The following is a 24,639-nucleotide window of genomic DNA, read 5'->3' on the forward strand; positions in this document are numbered from 1 at the left end:
GATTTCGGATGGTGATCGGGGGGCTGGCGCGGCTGGCTATCTGGTGCCGAAGGCGGCGAGAAACACGTTGATCGCGTCCTCCACCGCGACCTGTCGGGTTTGCTCATGGGGCACCCCGTCGAGGCCCCATAGCTGGCGTTCCACGAGCCCGGCCTCGCACAGTGACTTGAAATACAGCCCTGTCTGCCGAGCATCGGCGCGCCTTAATAGATCCCTTTCCATCAGCGATCCGATTGTTTCGCAAATGACGATCAACGTCTTACGCGGACCGTTCTCATAAAATATCCGGCTCAGCTGGGGCTGCCGTCCGGCCTCGCCCATGATCAGGCGGTTCGCCTCGACGACATCCGGCCGGGTCACTAGGTCGAGATAGGCCGTGCCAAGCTGGCGGAGGGTTTCTCTGAGGTCGCCGCCCGCCTTGGCGGCCTCCATCTCTTCCAGCCCACCTTCGCCCGCCAGGTTCACGAAGGCTTCGAACAGCGCTTCCTTGCTGGGGAAGTAGCCATAGAGCGTGACCTTGGAGGCACCCGCCTCGGCGGCGACGGCTTCCATGGAAACGGCGCCAAATCCTCGTTCGATAAATAGCTTTCCGGCCGCCCTGACAAAGCCCAGCCGCCGATCCTCGGTCTTCCTTCGCATTGTCGGTCGCCTCTCTCGCCAGGCCATGCCGCGCGCCTCGTCGGCACACGAAAAATTTAACTGAACGATACCGTATAGAAATATTGACATCCAGGAAAGTACGGACATATACCTAAACGGTACCGTTCAGTTATGGAGTCCCCCTTCGTGAACGACGCGTCTAGGCCAAGCCAGTGCGAGGAACGTGTCGCGCGTTCTCACGACGCCTCGGGCGGAACGGCAAAAGGCCGATCCGAAGCCGGCACGGCTGCCGCTTCGTCGCAGATGTTCGAGTGGGGGGAAGAACAGGGGCTGGATCAGCAGCTGACGGCAGACCAGCGGATCGGCGCGGGGCAGGGGCCGCGCGCCAATCCATTCCGACCTTTGTCACGTCGTACGCCAGACCACTCATAGGAGCCAAGACCATGAGCATGACCTTCCCCGAAATCCCCGAATTCACCGGCCTCTACAAGCCGAGCCGCATCGAGACGCAGATCTTCGATCTGGAGATCGAGGGCACGCTGCCCTCGGCAATCAACGGCACCTTCTTCCAGGTCTCGCCGGACTCCTATTATCCGCCGATGCTCGGCAAGGACATTTTCTTCAATGGCGATGGCCTCGTTTCCGCGTTCAAGTTCGAAAATGGCCATGTCAGCCTGCGTCGGCGCTATGTTCAGACCGACCGGCTGGCGGCGCAGCGGCGCGAACGCCGTTCTCTCAACGGCGTCTACCGCAACGTCTACACCAACGATCCTCTGGCGGCGGAGAACAACACGACGGCCAATACCACCGTGCTGTTCCACGGCGGCGTGCTGCTGGCGATGAAGGAGGACGCGCTTCCCTATGCACTCGATCCGGAGACGCTGGAGACACTCGGCATCTGGGATTTCAACGGTCAGATCAAGTCGGCCACCTTTACCGCCCATCCCAAGGTCGACCCCGACAATGGCGATCTTCTGTGCTTTGCCTATGAAGCGAAGGGCGATGGAACGCCGGATATCGCCTATTTCGAGATCGACGCCGGCGGCAAGCTGAAAAAGGAAGTTTGGTTCAAGGCGCCCTACGCGGCGATGATCCACGACTTCGCCATCACCGCCCGGCATGTCGTCTTCCCACTCATCCCGTTGACCGTGGACGTCGAGCGGATGAAGGCGGGCGGGCAGCATTTCCAGTGGCAATCGGATCTGCCGCAGCTTTTCGGGGTCCTGCCGCGCGACGGCAGCGCCGAGGACGTGATGTGGTTCTACGGCCCGAAGAACGGATTCCAGGGGCACACGCTCAATTCCTTCGAGGAAGACGGCGTGTTGCAGGTCGACATGCCGGTCACCTCGGGGAACGTCTTTTATTTCTTCCCGCAGGCCGATGGCTCGGTGCCGCTGCCGGAGACGCTGAGTTCGCAGCTCAATCGCTGGACGTTCAATCTCAACGGGCCGGGCGATTCCCGAGCCGACGAACACGCCCTTCAGCCGCGCCCGCTGACAGCCTTCCCCTGCGAGTTCCCGCGCTGCGACGAACGCTTCACCGGCAAGCCCTACGAGCATGGCTTCGTGCTCGCCTTCGACCCCAGGCTGCCGTTCGACGAAAGCCTGGGTGAGCGGCCGTTCCAGTTCTTCAACCAGTTGGCCCATATCAACGTGAAGACCGGCGAGACCGATGCCTGGTATCCCGGCAACGCGCAATGCTTCCAGGAGCCGATTTTCGTACCGCGCGCGGCGGATGCGCCCGAGGGAGACGGCTATGTGATCGCGCTGCTGAACCATCTCAACGGCGCGAATACCGAGCTCATAGTGCTGGACTCGCTGAAAATGGCGGCGGGGCCAGTCGCACGCATCAAGATCCCGTTCCGGCTGCGCATGTCGCTGCATGGCAACTGGTCATCGGCGGCCGCGCTGGCGGGCGCCTGAGCCACAGCCCCCGGCTCCGTCCCGTCCGGAACCGGGGGCTGTCCATCGGGCCGATGCTTCAATCGCATGCGGTGAGGCTGTCCCTCAGTCAGACGCCTTTCACCGCACGGCCGCGATATTTGTGAGGAGCGCTGACCTCGTAGAGCGGGATACTGCCTGCACCGAGATGAAAATGCTCCCGGTCGATGTGCGAAACGACGATCTTGGTGTCGGACGGATGCCCGCTCACCAGAGCCCGCAGCTGGTCCGCCAGGGCGTCCAGCACGCTGCGGGGCAGCAGGCCTCCCAGGATGATCGCTTCGCAATCAAGCAGCATCTGAGCATGATGGACGAGCGGAGCGAGCTGCGATGTCGCTCGGCGCAGCCAGCCTTCGATGCGCGCGTCGGTGCCCAGTGCCTCGGGCAAGTCGAACAGGCTGCGGTGGTTTTCGCCGAGCTCAGCCAGATATCGCATCAGGTCGCGCCCGGTCGGGCGCGGCATATCCTGGGGAAAGTGACCGCCGAACGCCGCCGCATTTCCGAACGAGCCGCGAAACAGGCGACGATGCAGGATATTGCCCCCACCAAGACCGTAGCCGAAGTAGATCAGGCAGAAATTCTCCATCTGGGCGCCGGCACCGAAATAGGCTTCGGCAAGCGCTGCCGCGTGGCCGTCGTTTTCAACCCAGGTTGGAACGCCCAGGGCCTCTTCGAAGATCTGACGCGGCTTGCTGCCACGCCACAGCGGCCATTCGCTCGGCGTGAAGAAGCGCTGCTGGTTGTCCGTCAAATTGATCGGCAGCGAGACGCCGGCGGCCAGCAGTTGCCGCCGATCCACGCCAGCCCCTTCCAGCAGATCCTGAACGATGTCGGCGGTCATTGTCGCGGCTGCCTCGGGATCGCGTATCTCGGTCTCCACCATGCGCTCGGCGATAACCTCGCCGGTCAGGGAACTGAGAGAAACAGCAATCCGATCCACGGTGAAGGCGATGCCGGCCATCCGCAGTCTGTCGCGGTTTAGGCGCAGAAGGCGGGTCTTGCGCTTGGCGACAGAGCGGGGTTGGAGAACGCTTTCGAAGTCGACATCTTCCAGCATTCCCCAATCGATCAGGTCCTGACTGAGGCGTGTCAGAGTGGCGGGCTGGAGGTCGGTGAGATCGGCGATCTCGATGCGCGGCATCGGGCCATAGAGCCGCAATGTCTCCAGAATACGCCGATGATTGTGGCCTAAGGAGAAGCTGGGCTGCAGCATGAAATTCCCATGGCAAAGAGGGCGAACCGGCTTCAGTGATGCCGGATCGGACGACCGGAAACAATATCGCCACTAATTTTCTTTCTGTAAAGAAAATGTCACTCACGGCCGTTAAGGCATGGGCGCCATCCGAGCGTAGTCCGTCTCTCAAGGAGCCCGTCATGTCCTCCACGTCCCTCGTCGCCTCCGCCGTCCTTCTGGCGCTGATGTCGACGGCCACTCTTGCCGCCGATGTCGCATCTCCGGCTTTTGGCGAAAAATTCAACGTCACCGACACTTCGGTGCCGCTCGACAAGCTCACCCGCGCCAATTTCTATGAGACGCTGGTGCCGCTCGCCAAGGCAAAGGGCAGTCTGACCTTCTACAGCTATTGGCCGCCGGCACCGCTGGTCGTCTACCAGCAGCAGGTCATCCCGTCTTTCGAGAAGAAGTACGGCATCAAGGTCAATTTCAACTCGGTGGAGTCCAACGTCGGCCTGCCGCAGCTCGATGCGACCTTCAAGGAAGGCAAGCCGTCGCCGATGGATGCCTATTTCTCGTCCGATCTGCCGGCCGATCTCAATGAAATCGCCAACATTCGCCTGGTCGACCTGCTGCCCAACGCGGCGGACATCGATCCCAAGTATGCCCGTACCTATCGGGGGATCGCCCATGGCGGCGCCTACGTTCCCTTCCACGCCAACCAGACGGTGATCGCCTTCAATTCGGCGATGGTGAACGAGGCGCCGAAGACCTTCGACGAACTGCTCGCCTATTCCGAGCAGCATCCGGGAAAGGTGGCGGTGACTTCGCCGCTGCGTGGCGGTTCGGGCAGTGGTTTCCTGACCTCGGTCGCCAGGCAGAAGATGTCCGCCGAATGCGTCGGGAAATTCATGGACCTCACCAGCAACGAAGCGCAGTCGAAAGCGCTGGTCAATGACAGCCCGTGCTTTGCGCCGGTCTGGGACTATTTCAAGACGCTGCTCAAAACCGCCCAGATCACCAACGGCAACACCGACACGCTGAACCTGATGGCCAATGGCGTCGCCTCGATCGGCACCGCCTGGGAGGATCTGACCTTCTCCTACATCAAGGGCAAGCAGCTGCCGGATACCATTCGCGTGACGATCCTCGAGGGTGGCCAGACCGGTGGCGCGGAAGGTGCGTTCATTGCCGCCAATACCGATAATCTCGCGGCAGCTCTTCTGTTCATGGACGAGATGCTGGCGCCGGAACATCAGGCCTGGAAGCTGATCGGCTTTGCCTCGCGGTCGCCGAAGACCGGTCTTGACGATAGCTTGATCCCGGCGGACGTGCGGAAGTTCCTGCTCCCCACCAAGATGTTCGCGGAACGGCAGATTTCCAGCCCCAATCCGGTCATGTCCAAGGTTGTCCGCGATGCCTTTGCGGCCAAGGTTCTCGAGAACTAAGAAAGACAGGGGGAGTGGCCGCCGTGACGACACAGGCGAATGAACTCGACGTCGCAGACGTTTCCAAGGCCTTTGTCGGAACGCGGGCACTCCTTCCCACCTCGTTTGCGGTGAAGAAAGGTGAGTTCGTCACCATTCTCGGCCCGTCGGGGTGTGGAAAGTCGACCCTGCTGCGCATCATCACCGGCATCACCGAACCGAGTGGAGGGCGGATCCTGCTGCGCGGCAAGGATATTACCCGCTTGCCGCCAGAGCGTCGCGACATCGCGATCGTCTTCCAATCCTACGCGTTGTTTCCGCACATGAGCGTTGCCGACAACATCCTGTTCGGGCTGAAGATGAAGCGAGTGCCGAAGGAGGAGCGCAAGCGCCGTTTCGCCCAGGTGGTCGCCATTTGCGGTCTCGAAACTCTCGTCACGCGCTCGCCGCGCCAACTCTCAGGTGGCCAGCAACAGCGTGTCGCGTTGGCGCGCGCGCTGGTGGTCCAGCCGGCACTGCTGCTGCTCGACGAACCTCTCTCCAATCTGGATGCCAAGCTCAGGGAAACCCTGCGCGAAGAGCTGATGGCGCTCCATCGGCGGACCGGGTCGACAACGCTCTACGTCACGCATGACCAGAGCGAGGCGATGAGCATGTCCGACCGGATCATCGTCATGAAGGATGGTCAGGTGGTGGAAAGTGGCGCGCCGCGTTCGCTGTACATGCGGCCGCGCCAGCGGTTCACCGCGCTGTTCTTCGGCCATACCAACATCGTTCCCGTGAAGGTGGATGGCAGCCAGGCGCATCTGCCCTGGGGTGGATCGGTCGCCCTTGTCGAAAAATCGCAAGGGTGCGGTGAGATTTCGTTGCGGCCGGAGTGCCTTACGCTGGCCGCCGATCCCGCTGGCCCCGGGGTCGTCACTGCGGCAACCTTCATGGGCGCGGATGTTCACTACACCGTTCGCATCGGCGATCGCCTGCTGCGGGCTCGCCACGGCAGCACCGCCCCGTTTGCCGAAGGGACGCGCGTGTCGGTGACCGTCGATACGCCCGTCTCTCTTCTGGCGGCGGAGCTGCCGGGGCTGACCGGCGCGGCCGTGGAGGCGCAATGATGCGCAGCGATCGGCTTCACCTTTTCCTGCTCCTGTTGCCCGGGATCGGCGTTCTCTTGGCGACCTTCGGCCTGCCGCTGTTCTGGGCGGTGGTGGGGGCGTTCGGTCTCGGCGCCGATGGTCCCGGCTTCACGCTGATGCCGCTTTCGGACATTTTCGCTCAGGCGAAATACCGCAAGGGCCTGATGATGTCGCTCTACTACGCGATCGCGCCGACCATGCTGACGCTGTTCGTCGCCATCCCCTTGGCGCTATTGCTGCAAAAGAGCTTTATCGGTCGCAAGCTATTGAACGGGCTTTATAAGTTGCCGCTCGCCGTGCCGGCGATCGTGGCTGCCTTCCTGGTTCTGACGCTATTCGAGCAGGGCGGTTTCGTAGACCGTCTGCTGATGCTGGGCGGCTGGAGCATCGGCAAGATCGTCCGCGATCCCTTCGGTATCGGCGTCATCCTGGCAACGCTCTGGAAAGACGTGCCGTTCATGACGCTGATCATCGCCGGTGCGTTCGGCGCCATTCCAAGCGATACGGTGAGTGCGGCGCGCAGCCTTGGTGCTACACGGCTACGTGCCTTCTGGGCGGTGCAGCTTCCGCTCGCCATGCCGGGTATTACCGCCGCTACATTGCTTTGTTTCGTCAAGTCGTTGGGCAATTTCGCGGCCCCCAGTCTGCTGGGCCCCGCCTATCCGTTGCCGCTGTCGATCCTGATGTACGATTCCTATCGCGAGGGTGACTGGATGGCGATCTATGCCATGGGAACCGTGCTGATCCTGGCAGCCTTCGTCGTGCTGGCTGCCTACTACACGCTGACGGCCGCGGCCTTCGGCGCAGGCAAGGCGGCAAATTCAAGATGATGCTGATTCACTCCCTCCGCTCGCGCGGCCTTCTGCTGTCGTTTGCCGCGCTGTTCTGTGTCCTCCTGATGCTCGGCCTGCCGCTCGGCATCATCGTGCTGTGGTCGGTGTCGGACGGCTGGTTTCCGCCGAGCCTGCTGCCGGATGGCTATACCGCGCGTCACTGGCTCATGTTCCTGAGCGATCCGTCGCTGAAGTCGGCGGCGATCAACAGTCTGGTGATTACGGTCGTCGTCACCTTCGCCACGATGATCATCGCCATGCCGACGGCCTGGGCGCTGGCGCGTTACGAATTCGCGCTGAAGAAGGTGGTGGAGATTTTCGTCCTCGCGCCCCTCATCGTGCCGGGCATTGTCGTGGCGGTGGGGCTGGGGCGCGTGTTTCTCAAGCTCGATCTCGCCTACACCATGCTTGGCGTCATCATCATTCAGGTGGCCGGTGTGCTGCCGATGACCATCCGCATTCTGGCGAGCGGTTTTGAGGCCATACCCTCCGATCTCATCGCGGCGGCGCGGACACTGGGGGCCAACCGCATCGCGGTGGTCCGCCATATTCTCATCCCGCTCAGCGTTCCGGCCATGCTGGCCGCCGGTCTTTTGTCCTTCATCGGCAGCTTCGAGGAGTTCGAGCGGACCTTCATCGTCGGCGCTCCCATTGTCCATACGCTGACAACCCGGCTTTACATCAATCTGTCCGGCGCGGGGCTGGTGGTGCCGGTGGCCTCGGTCGTCTGCCTCATCCTGTTGTTGCCAGTTTTCCTGATCTTCATGCTGACCAGCCGCATCATGCGCGATGACGTTATGGCCGCCGGCATGGGCAAGCTCTGAGCGCCTGGCCCGGAACTCTACTGGGGCGGGCATCTGGCTTAGTCTTCTGCGCTTCCGGTGCTCACGAACAGGGAGTTCGCTCCGCTCCGGTTCTCGAAGCCGTCGCCAGCTGCCTCGCCCCAGCGAATTTCGAGTCAGGCACTGAGCCGGCCCTCGGGCCCGCCTCCCATCGACCCCCAGTGGGCAGTCCATCCGACGAGGGCTTCTCGTGGACGCTGCCGATCCAACCTCATGCAATGGAAGAGACCATGCCAAACACCGCTGCCGCCATCCGGGTCGGGGCTTCCGCCGAATCCGCCAATGGCCTGCCTTCGACGATCATCGAAAGCCTGGATCGCCTCGAAGAGGTGGGGACCGACACCGTCGAGCTACCGCTGTTGTGGATGGAACTGGTGATTGACGGTCGCGTCATGCCGGCTCGCCTTGAGGAACTGCGTCGGGCGGTGAGCGGGCGTCCGTTCGCCTATAGCGCTCATGCCGCCATCGGCATCAACTTCATGTGCGATCCCGTCTATCTCAAGCTCCATCAGAACCTGGCAAGGGCGCATCTGACGATCGCCTCGGAACTTGCTTGCGAGCATATGGTCGTGCACACCGGTTTCTGCGCGCCCACTCTCGCCAAGCCTCAGATCGAACGGTTGCGCGCCCAGGAATGCGAAACGCTTCTGATGCTGGCAGACGAGGCTCGGGCGGCCGGTGTCATCGTCTGCGTGGAAAATATCTTTGCCGAAAAGGGCAATCGCCTCACGGCTTCGGCCTCGGAGCTGGCGGCCGAACTGCGCGAACTTGACCACTCGCACATAAGGGCCTGCCTCGACATCAGCCACGCGGCACTGCACTGCGACAGCGTCGGACTTGACCTGATGGAAGAGGTCGCGCCGCTTATTCCACTCGCCAAGCATGTCCACATTCACGACAGCTTCGGGCGCACCAACAACATCCCGGTTCACACCCAGCAGGAGGCGCTGGGCCTCGGTGTCGGCGACCTGCATCTGCCGGTTGGCTGGGGCAACCTGCCGTTCGATGACATCGTCACTCTTGCCGATTTTCCCAAGGAAACGATCTTCAATATCGAACTGAACAAGCATCGGTGGCATGCACTGGACGAAGCCGTCCGCGAGACCCGCCGCTTGGCATTGCGTGCGCGGGTGAGGTGATGCCGAGCGCCGCCAATGGCTTTCGGCACGACAAGGTCGAGTAACGTCTGCTCGGCGAGATCGTCGATCGGCAGGGTGGTCGGTCGGACAGAGCAGACTGAAGAGGGACGACGCTCCGTCTTGGGAAGACCGGAGCGCCGTTCTCTATGGGCAGGCTGTCTCAGCCGCACATCGCCGGGGCACGCATGCCCTTTTCATCGACGACCGACAGACGGACGCTGGCTGTTCCTGAGCCGACCATGCCGATTTCATTGGCCGCGCCGCGCGCCAGGTCGATCACGCGACCCTTGGCAAACGGACCCCGATCATTGATGCGCACCACCACGGTGCGGCCGTTTCTCAGGTTCTGGACCTCGACGAGGGTCCCGAAAGGTAAGGTACGGTGGGCGGCAGTATGGGCCCCTGGCCTCATGGGTTCACCGCTCGCAGTGCGTCCACGTTCGGCGTACCAAGACGCCTTACCGCATTGTGCCTGAGCCGGCGCCGCCTGGTGAAAAAACGCGACCGCTAGGGCGGCCGTGAAAAAAGCGCTTGTGGCGCTTGTTTTGAAATGCATGCAGTCAATCCTGTTCCAACCCGCGTTGGCAGCGCGGACGAGCCTCCATAGGGACCACCGGTGGTTACCGGCGATCAGCGACGGAGGCTCAGAACAGGGAAAAATGCGGCGAGAATCGGGCCAAGCGTTTTTAGGCCGGACAACCGTAGATCGGTCAATCCAGCCTAAAGTCTAACGAATCAAACGTTTACAAGGTGCACGAAATTTTAGCGGTTTAATCGTTTCCCTGCCTGGAAATGGGCGGCTGGAAGGCAAAACCCAGGTCCCAGGGGAAGTAGATCCACGTATCCTGGCTGACCTCGGTGATGAAGGTATCGACCAGCGGGCGGCCCTTTGGCTTGGCGTAGACGGTGGCGAAATGCGCTTTCGGCAGCATGTCGCGGACGATACGGGCCGTCTTGCCGGTGTCGACGAGGTCGTCGATGATCAGGACACTGGCGCCCTCGCCACCTTCAAGGTCGATGACGTCCCGGCTTACCTGTTTGATGATCTGCAGCTCACCTTGCGAGGTATAGTCGTGGTAGGAGGCGATGCCGACCGTCTCGATGATGCGGATGTTGAGCTCGCGCGCCACGATAGCCGCCGGCACCAGGCCGCCGCGGGTGATGCAGACGATGGCCTTCCATTCGCCAAGGCCAGCGAGCCGCCAGGCGAGCGCTCGGGCATCGCGGTGGAACTGGTCCCAGGAAACCGGGAACGCCTTGGGAGCGAGCGGCTGGGCGTCTTGCGGGGACATGGTGGCGATCCTCATCGTGATCAAGCGTCGGGCTTTCTCAAATGCCCGATTGGCGCGGATTTCAATAGTCGGTGAGAGTGCTATCCCCGGCTTTGTCGTGGGCGATGGTCGCCAGCATGGCTTCGACCGCCATTTTGGCCGCGGCGAGTGCCGATGGTTCGCGCGAGCGGATCACCAGCTTGGTCGAGAAGTTGCGAGCGGCGAGGATCGGGTAGCTGCCGATGGAAACGAGCGGATGCGCTTTGGCCACCTCGCCGAGCGCGGTGCCGATGACGCCTTCGCCGAACGGGCAGTCGACAGTGATCGATTGCACGGGCACGCCGCCTTCGAGTTCCTTCTCGATGCCGAGCAGCATGGCCTGCATGATCTTCGGCACGCCAGCCATGACGAACACGTTGCCGATATGGAAGCCCGGTGCCTTGGAGACGGGGTTGTCGATGAGAGTCGCGCCAACAGGGATGCGGGCCATCCGCATCCGTGCCTCGGTGAGTTCCTCCGGGGCGACATAGTGCTGCCGCAGGATATCGACAGCGTCGGGATGATACTCTACGGCGACGCCGAACGCCTTGGCCACCGCGTCGGCGGTGATGTCGTCGTGAGTCGGCCCGATGCCTCCGGTGGTGAAGACATACGTATAGGCCGCCCGGAGTGCATCGAGTGCTGCTACGATACGGTCTTCTTCGTCGGGGACAACGCGGATTTCCTTGAGGTCGACGCCGATTTCGGTCAGAAAGGCGGCGATGTGGCCGGAATTGCTGTCGCGGGTACGGCCGGAAAGAATCTCGTCGCCAATGATTAGGACGGCGGCGCTGGGGGATTGAGCTATCATGGATTTGCAAGCCTTTGGAATCATCGCTCTGTTTTCGAGGATTCCCGATCCTGAAACAATCGCCAACATTACGCGGAATTAAAGATCGCCTTGGTCGCCCGCCGTTTGATTGACGCAATCGCGCAACATAAGGCGCCCCTAGTAGGGCATTCGCCCAGCTTTTACTTTTCCAGGTTGATTATGCTCGCTGCAGTTCCAACGGAGCCTCCGGAGGTTTCTTCCGATCAGCCCGGCCGCCTTGCCCGGCTGAAGCCGGTCATTGTCGCTGTTGTCGCGCTGCTGATCGTCGGTCTGTCGGTGCTGGCGCTGTCGCGCCTGTTGTCGACCGTGGTCTACGATGACCTCATCACGGCCATCGAGGACACCTCCTGGTCGCGGGTCGGTCTTGCTCTGCTGTTCACCAGCGGCAGTTTCCTGGCCCTTTCCATCTATGACGTGCATGCGCTTCACTTCGCCGGGGCAAAATTGCCCTACCGGTTGGTGGCGCTGGCAAGCTTCTGTGCCTACGCCGTTGGCAACATCGCCGGCTTTGGCCCGCTGACCGGCGGGTCCGTCCGTTACCGCTTCTATTCGCCTTTTGGCCTGGAGCCCGAAGCGATTGCCAAAGTGGTCGCCTATGTGGCCGCCGCCTTTGGCTTTGGCCTTACCTTTGTGGCCGGCATGGGGCTGACCATTTCCGGGCCGGACCTCGCCGCGCTGATCGGCATGCCCGGTGCCACGGTGCGCGGTATCGGCCTCTTGATGCTGGCGGGCGTCGGGGCGGTGCTGCTGTTTTCCGCTATGCGTCGCGGCTCGGTGACGGTGTTCGGCCGTGCCGTGGCGCTGCCGAACGTGCGGGATATCGTTTCGCAGCTGGTTGCGACGTCGGTGGACGTCGCCTGCGCCGCTGCCGTGCTTTATGTGCTGCTGCCGGACGGCGATGTCTCCTTCCCGACGGTGCTCGCCGTATTTTCGGTGGCGATCGGCGCCGGCGTGCTCAGTCACTTGCCGGGTGGCGTCGGCATTTTTGAAACCATCGTCGTCGGTGCGCTCGGCACGCGGCTGCCGATCGACGGCGTCATCTCGGCGCTGCTGCTCTATCGCGTCATCTACTACGTGGTCCCGCTTGTCGTGGCGGTGGCGGCGATGATCGTCAGCGAGGCTCGGCGGGCCACCGTGGCGAGCCCGGCGCTGACGGCCGCCGTGTCCGGCATTACGCCGATCGTTCTCGGCACGCTTGCCATCGTGCTCGGCGCCATGCTGGTGTTCTCCGGCGTCACGCCTCCGGCCGACACCCGCCTCGACCTGATGTATGCTTTTATTCCGCTACCGCTGGTCGAAGGCGCGCATTTCGTTGGATCAGTGCTCGGCGTCTTCATGATCGTTGCCGGTCGCGGGCTTGTTCACCGGCTCGATGGTGCCTGGTGGCTGGCGCTGACGCTGACCGCAATGTCCATTCCCTTCGCAGTCCTCAAAGCACTGGCGATCGGTGAGGCGGTGCTTTTTGCGATTCTGATCGTTGGGCTGGTCTCCAGCCGGCATCTCTACACGCGGCCGGCTTCGCTGCTGCATGACCGGCTCAGCCCGGCCTGGTGGGTATGCATCACCTCGGTTTTGGCGCTTGCCGCTGGCATCCTGTTTTTCGTCTATAAGGAAGTGCCGTATAGCCACGATCTCTGGTGGCAGTTCGAGATGTCGGCGGCCGCGCCGCGCTCGCTGCGCGCCGCCATCGGCATAGGGCTGGCGACGGCCGTCGTGGCCTCATGGCTTCTGATCCGGCCGCCGTCCGGTCGCATAGAGCCGTTGAGCGCCGACGACCTCACCCGCGCCGTCGCCGTCCTGGCCGGCACCGGTCACGCCTATGCGAACCTCGTGCGGATGGGCGACAAGAACCTGATCTTCTCCGACGAGGGCGACACCTTCCTGATGTACGTCAAGCGCGGCCGCTCCTGGATCTCGCTGGGCGATCCGGTTGGCGCGGACGTCGGCCGGCGCGAACTCATCTGGCGGTTCATCGAGACAGCTCGCGCGCACGGCGGCCGGGCCGTTTTCTATCAGGTACCGGCCGAGAGCCTCTCTCTTTATGCCGATGCCGGCCTGTCCGCCTTCAAGTTGGGCGAAGAGGCGGTCGTCGATCTCGCCGCTTTCGATATCAAGGGTACGCGGCGCGGCAACTTGCGCAATGCCATCAACAAGGCCGAGCGTGACGGCGTCGTCTTCGAGGTGGTGCCGCCGGAGGGTGTGCCGGCTATTCTCGATGAGCTCGCCACTGTTTCGACGAGTTGGCTGGAAGCCCGTAAGGCTCGGGAAAAGGCCTTCTCGATGGGCGCCTTCGAACCGGACTACATCGTATCGCAGCCGGTCGCGGTGCTGAAAAAGGCAGGGCGCATCTTCGCCTTCGCGACGCTGATGATCTCCGGCGATGGCCGGGAGGCAGCGATCGACCTGATGCGGTTTACGCCCAAGTCGCCCAACGGCACCATGGAACTGTTGTTCACCCGCGTGCTGTTGCACTTCAAGGCGGCCGGTTATGCCACCTTCAGCCTTGGCATGGCGCCACTGGCCGGTCTATCCGACAGCCCGATGGCGCCGCTCTGGCACAAGCTCGGTCGCGCCGCCTTCGAGCACGGTAATGCCTTCTACAATTTCCACGGTCTGCGTGCCTTCAAGACCAAGTTCGATCCGGTCTGGCGGCAGCGCTACATGGCAGTGGCCGGCGGGCTCAATCCGCTGCTGGCGCTAGCCGATGTGACCTTTGTCATCTCCGGCGGTCTCAAGGGAGCCGTTTCCAAATGAAGCGACTGATACTGTTCGTCATGACCGGCCTCCTTTTGGCGGCCGGTATAGCGACGAGCGCATTTATCTATCTTTTCCCCAGCCTGCCGGTCGAAAAGACGGACACTCTCGGTATCGCCGAGGTGATCGCACCGCGCAAAGAGCCGACTGGCATCGTCTATTTGCTGTCGAGCGCCGGTGGCTACGGTTTTTGGGATCGCGTGACGGCCCGCCGCTATGCGGCAAAGGGCGCGATCGTCGTCGGTATCGATACGCCGGCCACGTTCGCCAAAGCGGAAAAGCTCCCCGATGACTGCGTCTACTTCGTCTCCGACGTCGAGCAGGTCAGCCAGGACATTCAGCGGGTGCTGGATGTCGACAGCTATCATTCGCCGTTGATTGTCGGCAGCGATCTCGGCGGCACCTTCGCCCTGGCGCTGGCCGCCCAATCGCCGGATGCCACGATCGGCCGCACGATCGCCGTCGATCCGCGCGCGGCGCTGCCGCTGCGCAAGGAGCTGTGCAGCGACGCCAAGCACGCCAAAGCGGCGGACGGCAACGGCTGGGTCTATGAGCTTCAGAAGGGGCACCTTCCCGACCCGATCGACGTTTATCTGACCCGCGACGCCGACCCAACCGGGGCCTCGCATGTCGATGAACTGGTCGGATCAGGCTTTGGCATTGCCACGGCCAAGAGCGTGAAAGTCGCCAGCCGGACGCTGGACGGCGCGGTGCTCGAGCAGTTGGTGAGCAAGGAAGACAACGGATCGCCGCTGGCCGGTATTCCGATCACCCTGGTGCCGGCCACGGCGACGCACGACACCATGGTCATCATCTATTCTGGCGATGGCGGTTGGCGCGACATCGACGCCGAGATCGGCGGCTATCTGGCCAAGGCCGGCGTGCCTGTGGTCGGCATCGACTCGCTACGCTATTTCTGGAACGATATCGACCCGGCCGACGCCGCCGACGACCTTGCCAAGGTGATCGACGCCTACACGAAGAAGTGGAACGTCCACAAGGTGGCGCTCGTCGGCTATTCCTTCGGCGCCGATGCGCTGCCGGCCATCTATCAAGCGCTGCCCGCCGACCACAAGGCCAGCGTCAATCTCGTCTCGTTGCTCGCCTTCACCGGTGCGCGGCAGTTCGAAATTCAGGTCTCAGGTATCCTTGGCGGCAAGACCGACCCCAACGGACCGTCGACGCTTCCGGACCTCGAGAAAATCGAGCCGGCCAAGGTGCAGTGCATCTATGGCAGCGAGGACGATGAGACGGCTTGCACACGCCTGCCGAAAGACAAGGGCTTCAGCCTGATCGTCCATCCCGGCGGTCATCACTTCAACGACGACTACAAGCCGGTCGCCAAGGACATTCTCGATCGCCTTGTTCCGCAGGACACCGCGTCGACCGCCGTGGAGGCACAGGCAACGCCTTGACGAAGCCGCCGGGAACGGGGAACAAGGCGTCATGCGCTTTCCCGTTCCGTTGGTTCCCGGCCGGCTCGTCCGCCGTTACAAACGCTTCCTCGCCGACTGTCTTCTGGACAGTGGCGAGGAGGTAACCGCCCACGTCGCCAATTCGGGTTCCATGCTCGGCCTTGCGACGCCCGGTTCTCGCGTCTATCTCTCCCGTTCCGACAATCCGAAGCGTAAGCTTGCCTGGAGCTGGCAGCTCATCGAGGTGGACGTTACGCTGGTCGGCATCGATACCGGCCTTTCCAACCGCATCGTCGCCGAGGCGATCGCTGAGGGGCGCATTCCCACCCTTGCCGGCTACGAGACGCTGCGTCGCGAGGTGCCCTACGGCGCGCGCAGTCGTGTCGACATGTTGCTAGAAGGCGCGGGACGCCCGCCCTGCTATGTCGAGGTCAAGTCCGTCACTTTGTCGCGCAAGGTGGGGATGGCCGAGTTTCCCGATGCCGTTACCGCGCGTGGGGCAAAACATCTCGCCGAGCTTGCCGCCGTGGTCAAAGCCGGAGCACGGGCCGTCCTTGTCTATCTCGTACAGCGCGGCGACTGTGATCGCTTCGAGCTCGCCGCCGATATCGATCCGGCTTACGCCATGGCGGCGGGGGCGGCTCGCGCAGCCGGCGTCGAAATGCTGGTGGCGCGCACCGTGATCACGCCGGAGGGAATCGAAATCCGACCCGATTTCTGACAGAATAGTGAAACACAGCCGTGTACTCGGCGCGGTGCTTGGGTATATGACGACGAAAACACGAGGCCGTTCGGCTTCCAATGCCAGATACAGGTTGGTTGATCCGATGATCAATTATGTCGACGCGGCGGTCGCTCCGCTGCGCAACACCGGAGACATTCGCCTTTACACCGCGGCCGACTTCGACGGCATGCGCAAGGCCTGTCAGTTGACCGCCGGCTGCCTCGATGAGCTCGTGGATATCGTCAAGCCGGGCGTTTCCACGCAGGAGATCGACGACTTCGTCTATAATTATGGCTGCGATCATGGCGCCCTGCCGGCCACCATCTATTATCGCGGCTATACCAAGTCGGTCTGTACCTCGATCAACCATGTGGTCTGCCACGGCATTCCCGATGACAAGCCGCTGCGCGAGGGCGACATCGTCAACATCGACGTCACCTTCATTGTTGATGGCTGGCACGGCGATTCCTCGCGCATGTATGGCGTTGGCGTCATCAAGCGCGCGGCCGAGCGGCTGATCGATGTGACGCATGAGTCGCTGATGCGCGGCATTGCCGCCGTACGGCCCGGAAACACCACTGGTGATATCGGCGAAGCCATTCAGAGATATGTCGAGAGCGAGCGCTGCTCAGTGGTACGCGATTTCTGTGGCCACGGCGTCGGCAAGCTATTCCACGACACGCCGAATATCCTGCATTACGGCCGCAAAGGCGAAGGTCCCGTGCTGAAGCCGGGCATGATTTTCACCATCGAGCCGATGGTCAATCTCGGCCGGCCGCATGTGAAGGTGTTGTCCGACGGCTGGACGGCGGTAACGCGCGACCGTTCGCTATCGGCGCAGTTCGAACACGCCGTCGGCGTCACCGATGCGGGCTGCGAGATCTTCACGCTGTCGCCGAAGGGCCTGTTCAAACCGCCGCTGAAGGCTGCCTGAAGGTTCTCAGCACCCGGCGGCCATCGGACAGCCGGGATTGGCGCAGCTCGACGGGTTGCAACCCGGTTCGGCTGCGAACGACGCCTTGGCTGCTCCCACGCTGGGGGCCATCAGGGCCTTTTCGACATGCGCAACACCGCAGGACGGGCAGGCGTAATCGGCCTTCTTTGCCTCCCAGTCGGCATTGCCGCCGAACCAGTCGTCGAAGTCGTGGCCGCAGGCGGCGCAGTGCAGGTTGAAATGGATCATGGCTGGGCCGTGGTCTCTCGTGTTGTCGTGGCTGATAGGTCGCCGCGACGGCCGATCCTGTCAAGCGCAGTTCCCCCTAGGAGCCAGGCTCTAGCCGGTGCGTGGATCGTCATGCGTGCTGACGGATGCACGATTGCGATGCTCAAGGCCTCGAAGCCGCCACAGGTCTGTCTTCGCGGCATCTCAATCCTGGGGCAGGATCGGGCCATAGGATGCAACCGTGTCTCGGGGGAGATCAACGTGAAATCGATGTTGTTTGCCGCCGCGCTTTTGAGCGCCGCTTCGCCTCTCGTACTGGCAACCACGGCCTTTGCCGATGACAAGGTGGGTTCCGTGCTGTTGTCGTCGGGAGGGCTGGCCGAGATCGTTCGCAACGTCGATCTCGCGGCGGGTGAAAGCCATCTGGCGCTGCAAATTCCCGCCGACCAGGCCGACGATGTTCTCAAGAGCCTTCTCGTCAGCGACCCCGGAGGCTCCATCGTCTCTGTTACCCTCGACGGCGCCAACGCCGTTGGCGAGGCGTTCAAACGCCTGCCGCTGAAGCGTGAGGATCTCGCCTCCACGGCCACCATCGCCGCCGCCATGGCCGGCTATGCGGCGACGATTGACGATGGCGCCGGCCACAAGGCAAGCGGTGTCATTCTCGGTGTCAGCAAGGTGCCGCGCGCGACCCAGGGGCAACCGATCGAGCTGCCGGCGGTGACGCTACGCCAGGACGACGGCAGTTTCGCCGAAGTGTTGCTTGGCCCCGGAGCGAGTATCACCTTCGCCGACAAGGATTTGCAGGCACGCCTTGACGCGGCGATTTCCGCCGTTCGAATGGCGGCCGACGCCAATTTCCGCACGCTCAGCATCGAAACGACAGGGAAGGGCGCGCGCACGGTACGGCTTTCCTACGTGGTCGCAGCGCCGGTGTGGAAGGCCGCCTATCGCATTGTGCCGGCCGATGGCGGCAAATATCGCGTTCAGGGCTGGGCTGTGCTCGAGAATGGCAGTGGGGACGACTGGAGCGGAGTCCAGCTAACGCTGTCGTCGGCCAATCCGGTGGCGCTCAAGCAGCGCCTCGTCGACATGTACTGGCGCGAGAGGCGCGAGGCGCCACTGCTGCTGCCGGGTGGTGCGATCAATCCGATCGTCGATGGCGCACCGGCGGGTGGTGCTCTTGATGAGTCAATGGAAGGCGAGGCCGATCTGCCTGGGGACGAGCCGTTGGGCTTGACGGCAATGCGAGCACAAGCCGCGCCTGCACCAGTCGAACCGTCGCGCGGCCCGGAGGCCGTCTCGGTTGAGGGCGACGTTGGCGTTACTTTCGCGCTACCACAACCAGTGACCCTTAAGGCTGGCGAGACGTTGACAGTGCCGATCATCGATGCCGATATCGACGCCGACCTCGTGTCGCTATGGCGTGATGGCAATGGCATGGCGCCGCAGGCAGCCGTTTTCCTATCGAATACTACCGGCAAGAGCGTGCCGCCGGGCATCTTCACGGTCTATGGGCCGGATGGTTATCTCGGGGACGCACAGGTGGCGGGCATTCCGCCCGGTGAGAAGCGCTTCGCTGCATTTGCCGCAGATCCGAAGACACAAGTTGTCAAAGACCAAAAGCAACAGATGACCATTGTCGGTCTTTCCAGCCGCGACGGTGTTCTGAGCTTTCGGAGGTCGAACGTTTACACCACCCTTTATCGCCTCACTGCGCCTAAGGGCGAGGCACGCACAGTAATGATTGATCATGACAAATTCAGTGGCACCGAGGCGACCACTGATGCCGAAGTGGTGTCCAACGAGCGGGGTTGGTTGCGCCTCAGAACCAAGATTTCGGCAGGTACAACCAAGATTGTTCGGGTGACAGAGACCCTCCCAGATACGTATGAAATCCGGATAGCCGACACTACTGCTGAATCGCTGCTGAGCTATGCCTCGATCCGTGACATCGAACCGGCGATGGCCCGCAAACTAAAGGAGCTCGCCGCCATCAAGGGGCGCGTTGCGGATGCTCAACGGTCGATTGAGAAGGCAGATCAGACCCTCAAACGGCAGTCTGACGAGCAGGAGCGCATCCGTGCCAACCTTGGCGCTCTTCCGGAAACCTCCGACAGTGCCAAGTCATATATCGCCAAACTCACGCGCACCGAAAAGGCGATCGAGGAGGCCGAGGCTGCGCGGACCGAAGCGCAGGCAAGGGCCGACCGGGAACGGACCGCGCTCGATGCGGCGATTGCCGCGTTCTGAGACATCTCAGTCTGATACCTCGCTCGGCAACCCGTAGACGGGCTCCCAACGCAGCCATTTCTCCCGCACCGCCGTGTCGAGATCGATGCCGGCGGCGCGGGCGAATAGCAGCAGCTGACAGAAAACATCGGCCACTTCGGCGGGAAGCTGTTCCGCCCCGTCATTGGCGTGCCGACGCGAACGGCCGGTACGGGAGAGCCAGGCCTGGGTCATCTCGCCCATTTCCTCCTGTACTTTCAGAAGGAACCAATCGCCGCTCCGGTCGATGGCATAGGTGGCGGCATAAGCGGTCGAGATCGCCTCCAGACGGTCGGCGAGGGCGTTGAGAGACGGGCTGGACATGGAGATTCTCCCTTCGGATTGTCCCGGCAAGAGGAGCATGCCGTCTGTCTCGACGCTGTCAGTATGCCTTGTCGCCAAATCTGCTAGAGCAACGTGCGCTCTGACGAACGCGCGTTGCTCTAGTTCTTTGTTGTCGCATTGTTTTTGCGGAAAACCGGTTTCCACTTTTCCGCACAATGCTCTAGGCTGGCTCGGGCTACAACGGAATCGACCATGAACGAGCTTCAGGGCGGCAAGATCAACCCGCCGCATTACACCGGCCACCGCGAACGGCTGCGCGAACGCTTTCGCACTGCCGGCGACGAGGCGATCGCCGATTACGAGTTGCTGGAACTGGTCCTGTTCCGGTCGATTCCCCGCCAGGACGTCAAACCGCTCGCCAAGGAATTGCTGGCCGCCTTCGGCTCGTTCGCCGAGGTGATCGGCGCGTCGGAAGCTCGTCTCAAGACGGTGAAGGGCATTGGCGAGGCCACGGTTCTCGACTTCAAGGTCGTACACGCCGCGTCGCGCCGCATTGCCCGGTCGAGTGTGGTGAAGCGGCCGATCCTGTCATCCTGGTCGGCGGTGATTGATTATTGCCGCACCGCCATGGCCTATGAGGATCGCGAGCAGTTCCGCGTTCTCTTCCTCGACAAGAAAAACCAGATGATCGCCGACGAGGTGCAGCAGACCGGCACCGTCGACCACACGCCGGTCTATCCGCGCGAAGTGGTGAAGAGGGCGCTGGAGCTGGCCGCCACTGCCGTCATTTTAGTGCACAACCATCCATCGGGCGATCCGACGCCGTCGCGGGCCGATGTGACCATGACCAAGCAAGTGATCGACGCCGCCACGCCGCTTGGCATCGCCGTGCATGACCACATCATTATCGGTCGCGACGGTCACGCCAGTCTCAAGGGCCTGCAGCTCATCTGAGATCGTCGCGCGGTAATCGCGGCTGGAACCCGGTAGCGGTGAGGATAGGCCAGCTACGGTCCGACAAAAGAAAGTCATGTAATCGACGGGCAGCTTCGTCGGCCACTGGAGCCAGCGCCACGCCGTAGTTGATCGTCGGGGCCAGCATTGGCGGAACGGGAACAACGCTGAAGGCTGGATCGTCCGTTGATAAGCGGACGTTTGACCAGTAGCTCACCATCAGATCGACCAAGCCCTCCTTGATCGCCCATCCCGGCCCACGGTCCGGCGGCCGTGGCGGCGTGTTACGACCGCCGACCAATTTTTGTGCGCGTCTCTTGAGATCAATGCCGAGGCCGGGCTGCTTTGCCTCGATGCGGTCGAACATCTCGAAGGCATAGTCGCCGGCTGGATCGTCTCCCGGCGTGGATGTACCGATGCGTACCGTGGGATCGGCAAGGACCGAAAGGAAGTTACTTTCGGTCAAACCCAACTCAGCCCGGGCCACAATGCAAAGCCTGTTGCGGGCAAAGCAGGTTGGCGGTTGCGCCAAGCCTACCGCTGCAAGGCGTTGGGGATGAGCCATGTTGGCCGACGCGAAAAGGTCGAATGCCTCGCCGGCTTCGATTCGCTCCCTCAGTAACCCTGCTGGTCCGAGCGACAGCGAAGCGGCAATGCCGGTTTCGGCGCCGAAGGCTTCGATGATCGCCGGAAGAGCATGGCGAAGGCTACCGGCGGCGAGAACCCGGATGGGCGGAAGCGGTTCAGTCATGCATGGCCCCTGTCATCGCGAGAATGGTAGAGCGGAACGAAGGCGCTCTGTCGTGCTCCGGTTCGATCGAGCGGCACCGAGACGATCGGCAGACCGTAGAGCGCCTTCAGGTTGGCTTCGGTCAGCACATCGCCAATCGGCCCAAACAGGGTATCCGCCCCCTCCAACATGATGAGGGCGTTGTCGGCGACCGTTATCGCATGGTTCGGCTGATGGGTGGTGAAAGCGATGGCAATGCGATGCCGGTCGGCAAGGTCACCGAGCAGCGTCAACACCACGTCCTGATTTTTGAGGTCCAGCGCGGAGGCTGGCTCGTCGAGGAGCAGAACGGCGTTGTCGCCGGCCAACGCGCGGGCGATCAGCACCAGCTGGCGTTCGCCACCCGAAAGGGCATCGATACCGCGCCCTGCGAAACCGGCCATGCCGGTTGCCTCCAGTGCCGCCATCGCTTTTTCGACGTCGTCCTTGCTCGGCATCCGGAAGAGCGGGATGTGGCGGGCGCGGCCCATCAGCACCACGTCGAGCACGCTGTAGGGAAACGAGCCTGAATAGGCCTGCGGGACAAAGCCGGTCCGCGGATTCAGGTCGAGCTTCCGGCTGGTGGTCGGTGTGAGCAGGCCGGCCAATACGCGGAGCAGGGTGGATTTTCCACGACCGTTGGGACCGAGCACGGCGGTGATTTCGCCAGCCCTCAACGATAAGTCGAGGTTGCGAAACTGCCAGCGCTTTCCATCGTAGGACTGACTCGCCGCCTCGATCGTGAGGAGGGCACCGTCATCCGTCATGGCCACCCCTTTCGGTTTTGCGCAGGAGGAGGGCGAAGACCGGTGCGCCGATCAGCGCCGTCAGGATTCCCAGGGGTATTTCCGTCGCCGTGAGGGTACGCGCCACCGTGTCGATGATGAGCAGGAAGAGGGCGCCGATCAGCAACGAGGCCGGCATCAGGGACCGGTGGTCGGGGCCGACCAGAATGCGCGCCATGTGGGGCACCACCAGCCCGATCCAACCAATGATGCCACTGACGGCAACCTGGGCAGCCACAACCACCGCCACCAGGACGAGCACGAACCAGCGCAGTCGCTCAACCTTGATGCCGAGCGCGCGGGCCTCCTCGTCGCCGAGGGACAGGATGTTGATCCGCCAGCGCAACGCCAGCAGTAGCCCGCAACCGGCGAGCATCGGGACGGCGACGAGGTTGAGCTTGTCCCAGCTCGCCGTCGCGAAGCTGCCCATCAGCCAGAACACAATAGTCGGCAGGGTGTCTTCGCTGTCGGCGACATATTGCACGAGGCTGACCAACGCTGTGAAGAAGCCATTGATCACCACGCCTGCCAGCACCAGGGCCAGTATGTTGCGGCGGGCGATGACGTCGTTGAGCGCATAGACAAGGACGATTGCCGCGACGCCGCACGCGAAGGCCGAGCCGAGCAGGCCGACGTGCGTGGCGCCGAGGAGAATGGCGAGCGTGCCGCCAAAGGCGGCTCCGGAGGACACGCCGATGACTTGCGGCCCGATCAGCGGGTTGCGGAACACGCCCTGCAACGTCGCACCGGCCAGCGACAGGCTGGCTCCCGACATGAGAGCCAGAAGGATGCGCGGCAGGCGAATGGTGAAGACGACATTCGCCTCCGTGGCACCCACCGGCTCGACCGGCGGGACGATGGGCGCCAGGATGATGCCGACCACACGGGTTAGCGGAATGCCGTACCGACCAATGCCGAGCGCGACCACCGCGGCCGCCATCACCAGCAGGACGAGACCCGTGGTGGTGGCGCGCGGCGGCCGGCCAGGCCTGATTGAGAACCTCATTGCGCCGGGGCTACGTAGTCGACGCCGTAGAACTGGCGATAGTAGGCGTTGGCCTCGGTCTGCATGTCGATGTCGGCGAAGCGGCTGGGATAAAGGACCTTGGCCATCCACAGTTCGCCAAGCGCCATGGCTTCGGGCATCGGGTATCCCCAAGCCTTGGCGTATTCCGGCATCAAGTAGACTTTCTTCGTCTTGACGGCGTCAATGGTCGACCAAGCCGGAGAACTGTCGATTTCCTTGATGAGGTCCGGATAGCGCTCTTGCACGAAGATGACGGCCGGATTCCATTTCAGGACGTCTTCCATCGTCACCTGCGTGAAGCCGGCCAAGGAGTCGGCGACGTTGCTCGCGCCGGCCCGCTGCATCATCAGGCCGGTGTATTTGCCATGCCCGTAGGTGTGAAGGTCGGGGTTGGCCATATAGACCGGTATGCGCTGATCAGGCGGAATGTCTGCAAGCCTGTCTGCGACCTGCTTGCGGCTTTTGGTGGTGGCTGCGATCAGCGCTTCGCCGCGCTCACGGTCCCCGAGAATATTGGCAATCAGCCTTACGCCGGTGGCAAAACCGGAATCGATTGCCGCCGGTTCATCCTTGACTGACGGGTTCAACTTCACCGCTTCCTCAGGCGGGACATCGAGCAGGGAAATGGCGACTACCGGCAGGCCGGCGTTCTCGATCTGCTTCACCATATCGGCAGGGGCGTAGTTGGTGACGAATACGACGTCGGGCTTGAGGCTCAGCAGATCCTCGATGTTCACCTTGGTCAGGTCGCCGGGCGTTGGAAGCTTGGGCAGGGTAGGCGCGAGCCGAACATAGTTGGCACCAAGCTGCTTTTTCCAGCTCTCCAGAACGCCAACGACTTTGTTCATTTCACCGAGCTGAACAGCGATATTGAGGGTCTGATGCTGCAAGATCACCACACGATTGATCGTGTCGGGGATGTGTACGGTGCGCCCGATCTGGTCGGTGACCACGTTATCGGCCCAGGCCGATCCCGAGCACAAGAGACCGCTTATTACGAGAGCGGCTTTCATCAATGGTTTGAAACGGCCTGCGGTAAGCATTGGATTTCCTTCGCTGCGGACGGCGATCCAATCTTCCAACCACAAAACGCTTCGTTATTCCATATGGTATATAACGCTTTTGATCAGTACCACCGGGATGTGGCGTGCCTGCTGGCCAGAGCGACCTGAGAGTCTGACTCGAAATTCGCTGGTGGCTAGGCAGATAGCGATGAATTCGAGAACCGGAGCGGAGCGAACTTGAGGTTCGTGAGCACCGGAA

At 62.4% G+C, this 24,639-nt stretch carries 23 protein-coding genes; 12 read left to right on the forward strand and 11 right to left on the reverse strand.

The genetic code is table 11. The features are described 5' to 3' along the window. Window positions 1-36: 36 nt before the first annotated feature. Complete coding sequence (locus tag AB6N07_RS13160) at window positions 37-747, reverse strand: TetR/AcrR family transcriptional regulator (protein WP_370673546.1); 711 nt, start codon at window positions 745-747, stop codon at window positions 37-39. A 296-nt stretch (window positions 748-1,043) separates the two neighbouring features. Between AB6N07_RS13160 and AB6N07_RS13165 the strand changes: the two genes are divergently transcribed. Beyond that, entirely contained in the window at window positions 1,044-2,522 is a 1,479-nt protein-coding gene (locus tag AB6N07_RS13165; RefSeq protein WP_370673547.1) for a carotenoid oxygenase family protein, read from the forward strand. An 88-nt stretch (window positions 2,523-2,610) separates the two neighbouring features. Here AB6N07_RS13165 and AB6N07_RS13170 read toward each other — a convergent pair whose 3' ends face one another. Further along, window positions 2,611-3,681, reverse strand: coding sequence for an ROK family protein (locus AB6N07_RS13170; RefSeq protein ID WP_370673548.1), 1,071 nt, complete (start codon window positions 3,679-3,681; stop codon window positions 2,611-2,613). A gap of 233 nt (window positions 3,682-3,914) precedes the next feature. On the opposite strand from AB6N07_RS13170, the gene AB6N07_RS13175 reads away from it, so the two are divergent. The 5 genes from AB6N07_RS13175 to AB6N07_RS13195 all read left to right on the forward strand — a co-directional run bounded on the left by AB6N07_RS13175 (window position 3,915) and on the right by AB6N07_RS13195 (window position 9,088). Then, entirely contained in the window at window positions 3,915-5,162 is a 1,248-nt protein-coding gene (locus tag AB6N07_RS13175) for an ABC transporter substrate-binding protein (protein ID WP_370673549.1), read from the forward strand. Between the two features lie 23 nt (window positions 5,163-5,185). Continuing rightward, complete coding sequence (locus AB6N07_RS13180; protein ID WP_370673550.1) at window positions 5,186-6,253, forward strand: ABC transporter ATP-binding protein; 1,068 nt, start codon at window positions 5,186-5,188, stop codon at window positions 6,251-6,253. After that, the gene (locus AB6N07_RS13185) at window positions 6,250-7,104 is read left to right on the forward strand and encodes an ABC transporter permease (protein WP_370673551.1); all 855 of its coding nucleotides are present in this window, start codon (window positions 6,250-6,252) and stop codon (window positions 7,102-7,104) included. Before AB6N07_RS13180 ends, AB6N07_RS13185 begins: the two co-directional genes overlap by 4 nt. Then, complete coding sequence (locus AB6N07_RS13190) at window positions 7,101-7,931, forward strand: ABC transporter permease (protein WP_370673552.1); 831 nt, start codon at window positions 7,101-7,103, stop codon at window positions 7,929-7,931. Before AB6N07_RS13185 ends, AB6N07_RS13190 begins: the two co-directional genes overlap by 4 nt. A 248-nt stretch (window positions 7,932-8,179) precedes the next feature. Further along, window positions 8,180-9,088 carry a sugar phosphate isomerase/epimerase family protein gene (locus AB6N07_RS13195; protein ID WP_370673553.1) on the forward strand — a complete coding sequence of 303 codons (909 nt, stop codon included), beginning with the start codon at window positions 8,180-8,182 and terminating at the stop codon, window positions 9,086-9,088. Between the two features lie 160 nt (window positions 9,089-9,248). Here the strand turns inward: AB6N07_RS13195 and AB6N07_RS13200 are convergent, their stop codons facing one another. From AB6N07_RS13200 to AB6N07_RS13210, 3 genes are all read right to left on the reverse strand, one after another. Next, entirely contained in the window at window positions 9,249-9,644 is a 396-nt protein-coding gene (locus AB6N07_RS13200; protein WP_370673554.1) for a septal ring lytic transglycosylase RlpA family protein, read from the reverse strand. A 214-nt stretch (window positions 9,645-9,858) separates the two neighbouring features. Next, window positions 9,859-10,380: a xanthine phosphoribosyltransferase gene (gpt, locus tag AB6N07_RS13205; RefSeq protein WP_370673555.1), complete on the reverse strand. Its 522-nt coding sequence runs from the start codon at window positions 10,378-10,380 to the stop codon at window positions 9,859-9,861. Window positions 10,381-10,441: 61 nt separating this feature from the next. Continuing rightward, a complete protein-coding gene (locus AB6N07_RS13210) occupies window positions 10,442-11,209 on the reverse strand; it encodes a competence/damage-inducible protein A (protein ID WP_370673556.1) in 768 nt (255 codons plus the stop codon). Between the two features lie 180 nt (window positions 11,210-11,389). Between AB6N07_RS13210 and mprF the strand changes: the two genes are divergently transcribed. From mprF to map, 4 genes are all read left to right on the forward strand, one after another. Next, window positions 11,390-13,984, forward strand: coding sequence for a bifunctional lysylphosphatidylglycerol flippase/synthetase MprF (gene mprF, locus AB6N07_RS13215; RefSeq protein ID WP_370673557.1), 2,595 nt, complete (start codon window positions 11,390-11,392; stop codon window positions 13,982-13,984). Next, window positions 13,981-15,399, forward strand: a complete 1,419-nt coding sequence (locus tag AB6N07_RS13220) for an AcvB/VirJ family lysyl-phosphatidylglycerol hydrolase (protein ID WP_370673558.1) — start codon at window positions 13,981-13,983, stop codon at window positions 15,397-15,399. Before mprF ends, AB6N07_RS13220 begins: the two co-directional genes overlap by 4 nt. A 31-nt stretch (window positions 15,400-15,430) precedes the next feature. Further along, the gene (gene sfsA, locus AB6N07_RS13225) at window positions 15,431-16,120 is read left to right on the forward strand and encodes a DNA/RNA nuclease SfsA (RefSeq protein ID WP_370673559.1); all 690 of its coding nucleotides are present in this window, start codon (window positions 15,431-15,433) and stop codon (window positions 16,118-16,120) included. Window positions 16,121-16,226: 106 nt separating this feature from the next. Further along, window positions 16,227-17,057, forward strand: coding sequence for a type I methionyl aminopeptidase (gene map / locus AB6N07_RS13230; RefSeq protein ID WP_370673560.1), 831 nt, complete (start codon window positions 16,227-16,229; stop codon window positions 17,055-17,057). A gap of 6 nt (window positions 17,058-17,063) precedes the next feature. On the opposite strand, the gene AB6N07_RS13235 is transcribed toward map, so the two are convergent. Further along, entirely contained in the window at window positions 17,064-17,306 is a 243-nt protein-coding gene (locus AB6N07_RS13235; RefSeq protein WP_370673561.1) for a DUF1178 family protein, read from the reverse strand. A gap of 249 nt (window positions 17,307-17,555) precedes the next feature. Here AB6N07_RS13235 and AB6N07_RS13240 point away from each other — a divergent pair, with 249 nt between their 5' ends. After that, window positions 17,556-19,538: a DUF4139 domain-containing protein gene (locus AB6N07_RS13240; protein WP_370678233.1), complete on the forward strand. Its 1,983-nt coding sequence runs from the start codon at window positions 17,556-17,558 to the stop codon at window positions 19,536-19,538. Between the two features lie 6 nt (window positions 19,539-19,544). Here AB6N07_RS13240 and AB6N07_RS13245 read toward each other — a convergent pair whose 3' ends face one another. Next, complete coding sequence (locus AB6N07_RS13245; protein ID WP_370673562.1) at window positions 19,545-19,880, reverse strand: pyrophosphatase; 336 nt, start codon at window positions 19,878-19,880, stop codon at window positions 19,545-19,547. 213 nt (window positions 19,881-20,093) lie between these two features. On the opposite strand from AB6N07_RS13245, the gene radC reads away from it, so the two are divergent. Continuing rightward, window positions 20,094-20,795, forward strand: coding sequence for a DNA repair protein RadC (gene radC / locus AB6N07_RS13250; protein WP_370673563.1), 702 nt, complete (start codon window positions 20,094-20,096; stop codon window positions 20,793-20,795). Here radC and AB6N07_RS13255 read toward each other — a convergent pair. The 4 genes from AB6N07_RS13255 to AB6N07_RS13270 are packed head-to-tail and all read right to left on the reverse strand — an operon-like array spanning window position 20,788 to window position 24,389. After that, complete coding sequence (locus AB6N07_RS13255) at window positions 20,788-21,546, reverse strand: molybdate ABC transporter substrate-binding protein (protein WP_370673564.1); 759 nt, start codon at window positions 21,544-21,546, stop codon at window positions 20,788-20,790. The two genes, radC and AB6N07_RS13255, sit on opposite strands and share 8 nt — an antisense overlap. Further along, the gene (locus AB6N07_RS13260; protein ID WP_370673565.1) at window positions 21,543-22,331 is read right to left on the reverse strand and encodes an ABC transporter ATP-binding protein; all 789 of its coding nucleotides are present in this window, start codon (window positions 22,329-22,331) and stop codon (window positions 21,543-21,545) included. Before AB6N07_RS13260 ends, AB6N07_RS13255 begins: the two co-directional genes overlap by 4 nt. Then, window positions 22,321-23,355, reverse strand: a complete 1,035-nt coding sequence (locus tag AB6N07_RS13265; RefSeq protein ID WP_370673566.1) for a FecCD family ABC transporter permease — start codon at window positions 23,353-23,355, stop codon at window positions 22,321-22,323. Before AB6N07_RS13265 ends, AB6N07_RS13260 begins: the two co-directional genes overlap by 11 nt. Further along, window positions 23,352-24,389 (reverse strand): ABC transporter substrate-binding protein, encoded by a 1,038-nt coding sequence (locus AB6N07_RS13270; protein WP_370673567.1) that lies wholly within the window; start codon window positions 24,387-24,389, stop codon window positions 23,352-23,354. The genes AB6N07_RS13265 and AB6N07_RS13270 overlap by 4 nt, the downstream gene beginning before the upstream one ends. Window positions 24,390-24,639 lie beyond the last annotated feature (250 nt).

The organism is Pleomorphomonas sp. PLEO, assembly GCF_041320595.1.
In the GTDB taxonomy this organism is placed as follows: Bacteria; Pseudomonadota; Alphaproteobacteria; order Rhizobiales; family Pleomorphomonadaceae; genus Pleomorphomonas.

Bases quoted from the DNA above. Each gene is read 5' to 3' on its own strand.
- AB6N07_RS13165 (WP_370673547.1), top strand. From the start codon at position 1,044: ATGAGCATGACCTTCCCCGAAATCCCCGAATTCACCGGCCTCTACAAG.
- AB6N07_RS13210 (WP_370673556.1), bottom strand. From the start codon at position 11,209: ATGATAGCTCAATCCCCCAGCGCCGCCGTCCTAATCATTGGCGACGAG.
- AB6N07_RS13270 (WP_370673567.1), bottom strand. From the start codon at position 24,389: ATGAAAGCCGCTCTCGTAATAAGCGGTCTCTTGTGCTCGGGATCGGCC.
- radC (WP_370673563.1), top strand. From the start codon at position 20,094: ATGAACGAGCTTCAGGGCGGCAAGATCAACCCGCCGCATTACACCGGC.
- AB6N07_RS13255 (WP_370673564.1), bottom strand. From the start codon at position 21,546: ATGACTGAACCGCTTCCGCCCATCCGGGTTCTCGCCGCCGGTAGCCTT.
- AB6N07_RS13185 (WP_370673551.1), top strand. From the start codon at position 6,250: ATGATGCGCAGCGATCGGCTTCACCTTTTCCTGCTCCTGTTGCCCGGG.
- AB6N07_RS13235 (WP_370673561.1), bottom strand. From the start codon at position 17,306: ATGATCCATTTCAACCTGCACTGCGCCGCCTGCGGCCACGACTTCGAC.
- AB6N07_RS13195 (WP_370673553.1), top strand. From the start codon at position 8,180: ATGCCAAACACCGCTGCCGCCATCCGGGTCGGGGCTTCCGCCGAATCC.
- AB6N07_RS13240 (WP_370678233.1), top strand. From the start codon at position 17,556: ATGTTGTTTGCCGCCGCGCTTTTGAGCGCCGCTTCGCCTCTCGTACTG.
- AB6N07_RS13160 (WP_370673546.1), bottom strand. From the start codon at position 747: ATGTCCGTACTTTCCTGGATGTCAATATTTCTATACGGTATCGTTCAG.
- gpt (WP_370673555.1), bottom strand. From the start codon at position 10,380: ATGTCCCCGCAAGACGCCCAGCCGCTCGCTCCCAAGGCGTTCCCGGTT.
- map (WP_370673560.1), top strand. From the start codon at position 16,227: ATGATCAATTATGTCGACGCGGCGGTCGCTCCGCTGCGCAACACCGGA.
- AB6N07_RS13175 (WP_370673549.1), top strand. From the start codon at position 3,915: ATGTCCTCCACGTCCCTCGTCGCCTCCGCCGTCCTTCTGGCGCTGATG.
- AB6N07_RS13170 (WP_370673548.1), bottom strand. From the start codon at position 3,681: ATGCCGCGCATCGAGATCGCCGATCTCACCGACCTCCAGCCCGCCACT.
- AB6N07_RS13245 (WP_370673562.1), bottom strand. From the start codon at position 19,880: ATGTCCAGCCCGTCTCTCAACGCCCTCGCCGACCGTCTGGAGGCGATC.
- AB6N07_RS13200 (WP_370673554.1), bottom strand. From the start codon at position 9,644: ATGCATTTCAAAACAAGCGCCACAAGCGCTTTTTTCACGGCCGCCCTA.
- AB6N07_RS13220 (WP_370673558.1), top strand. From the start codon at position 13,981: ATGAAGCGACTGATACTGTTCGTCATGACCGGCCTCCTTTTGGCGGCC.
- sfsA (WP_370673559.1), top strand. From the start codon at position 15,431: ATGCGCTTTCCCGTTCCGTTGGTTCCCGGCCGGCTCGTCCGCCGTTAC.
- AB6N07_RS13265 (WP_370673566.1), bottom strand. From the start codon at position 23,355: ATGAGGTTCTCAATCAGGCCTGGCCGGCCGCCGCGCGCCACCACCACG.
- mprF (WP_370673557.1), top strand. From the start codon at position 11,390: ATGCTCGCTGCAGTTCCAACGGAGCCTCCGGAGGTTTCTTCCGATCAG.
- AB6N07_RS13190 (WP_370673552.1), top strand. From the start codon at position 7,101: ATGATGCTGATTCACTCCCTCCGCTCGCGCGGCCTTCTGCTGTCGTTT.
- AB6N07_RS13260 (WP_370673565.1), bottom strand. From the start codon at position 22,331: ATGACGGATGACGGTGCCCTCCTCACGATCGAGGCGGCGAGTCAGTCC.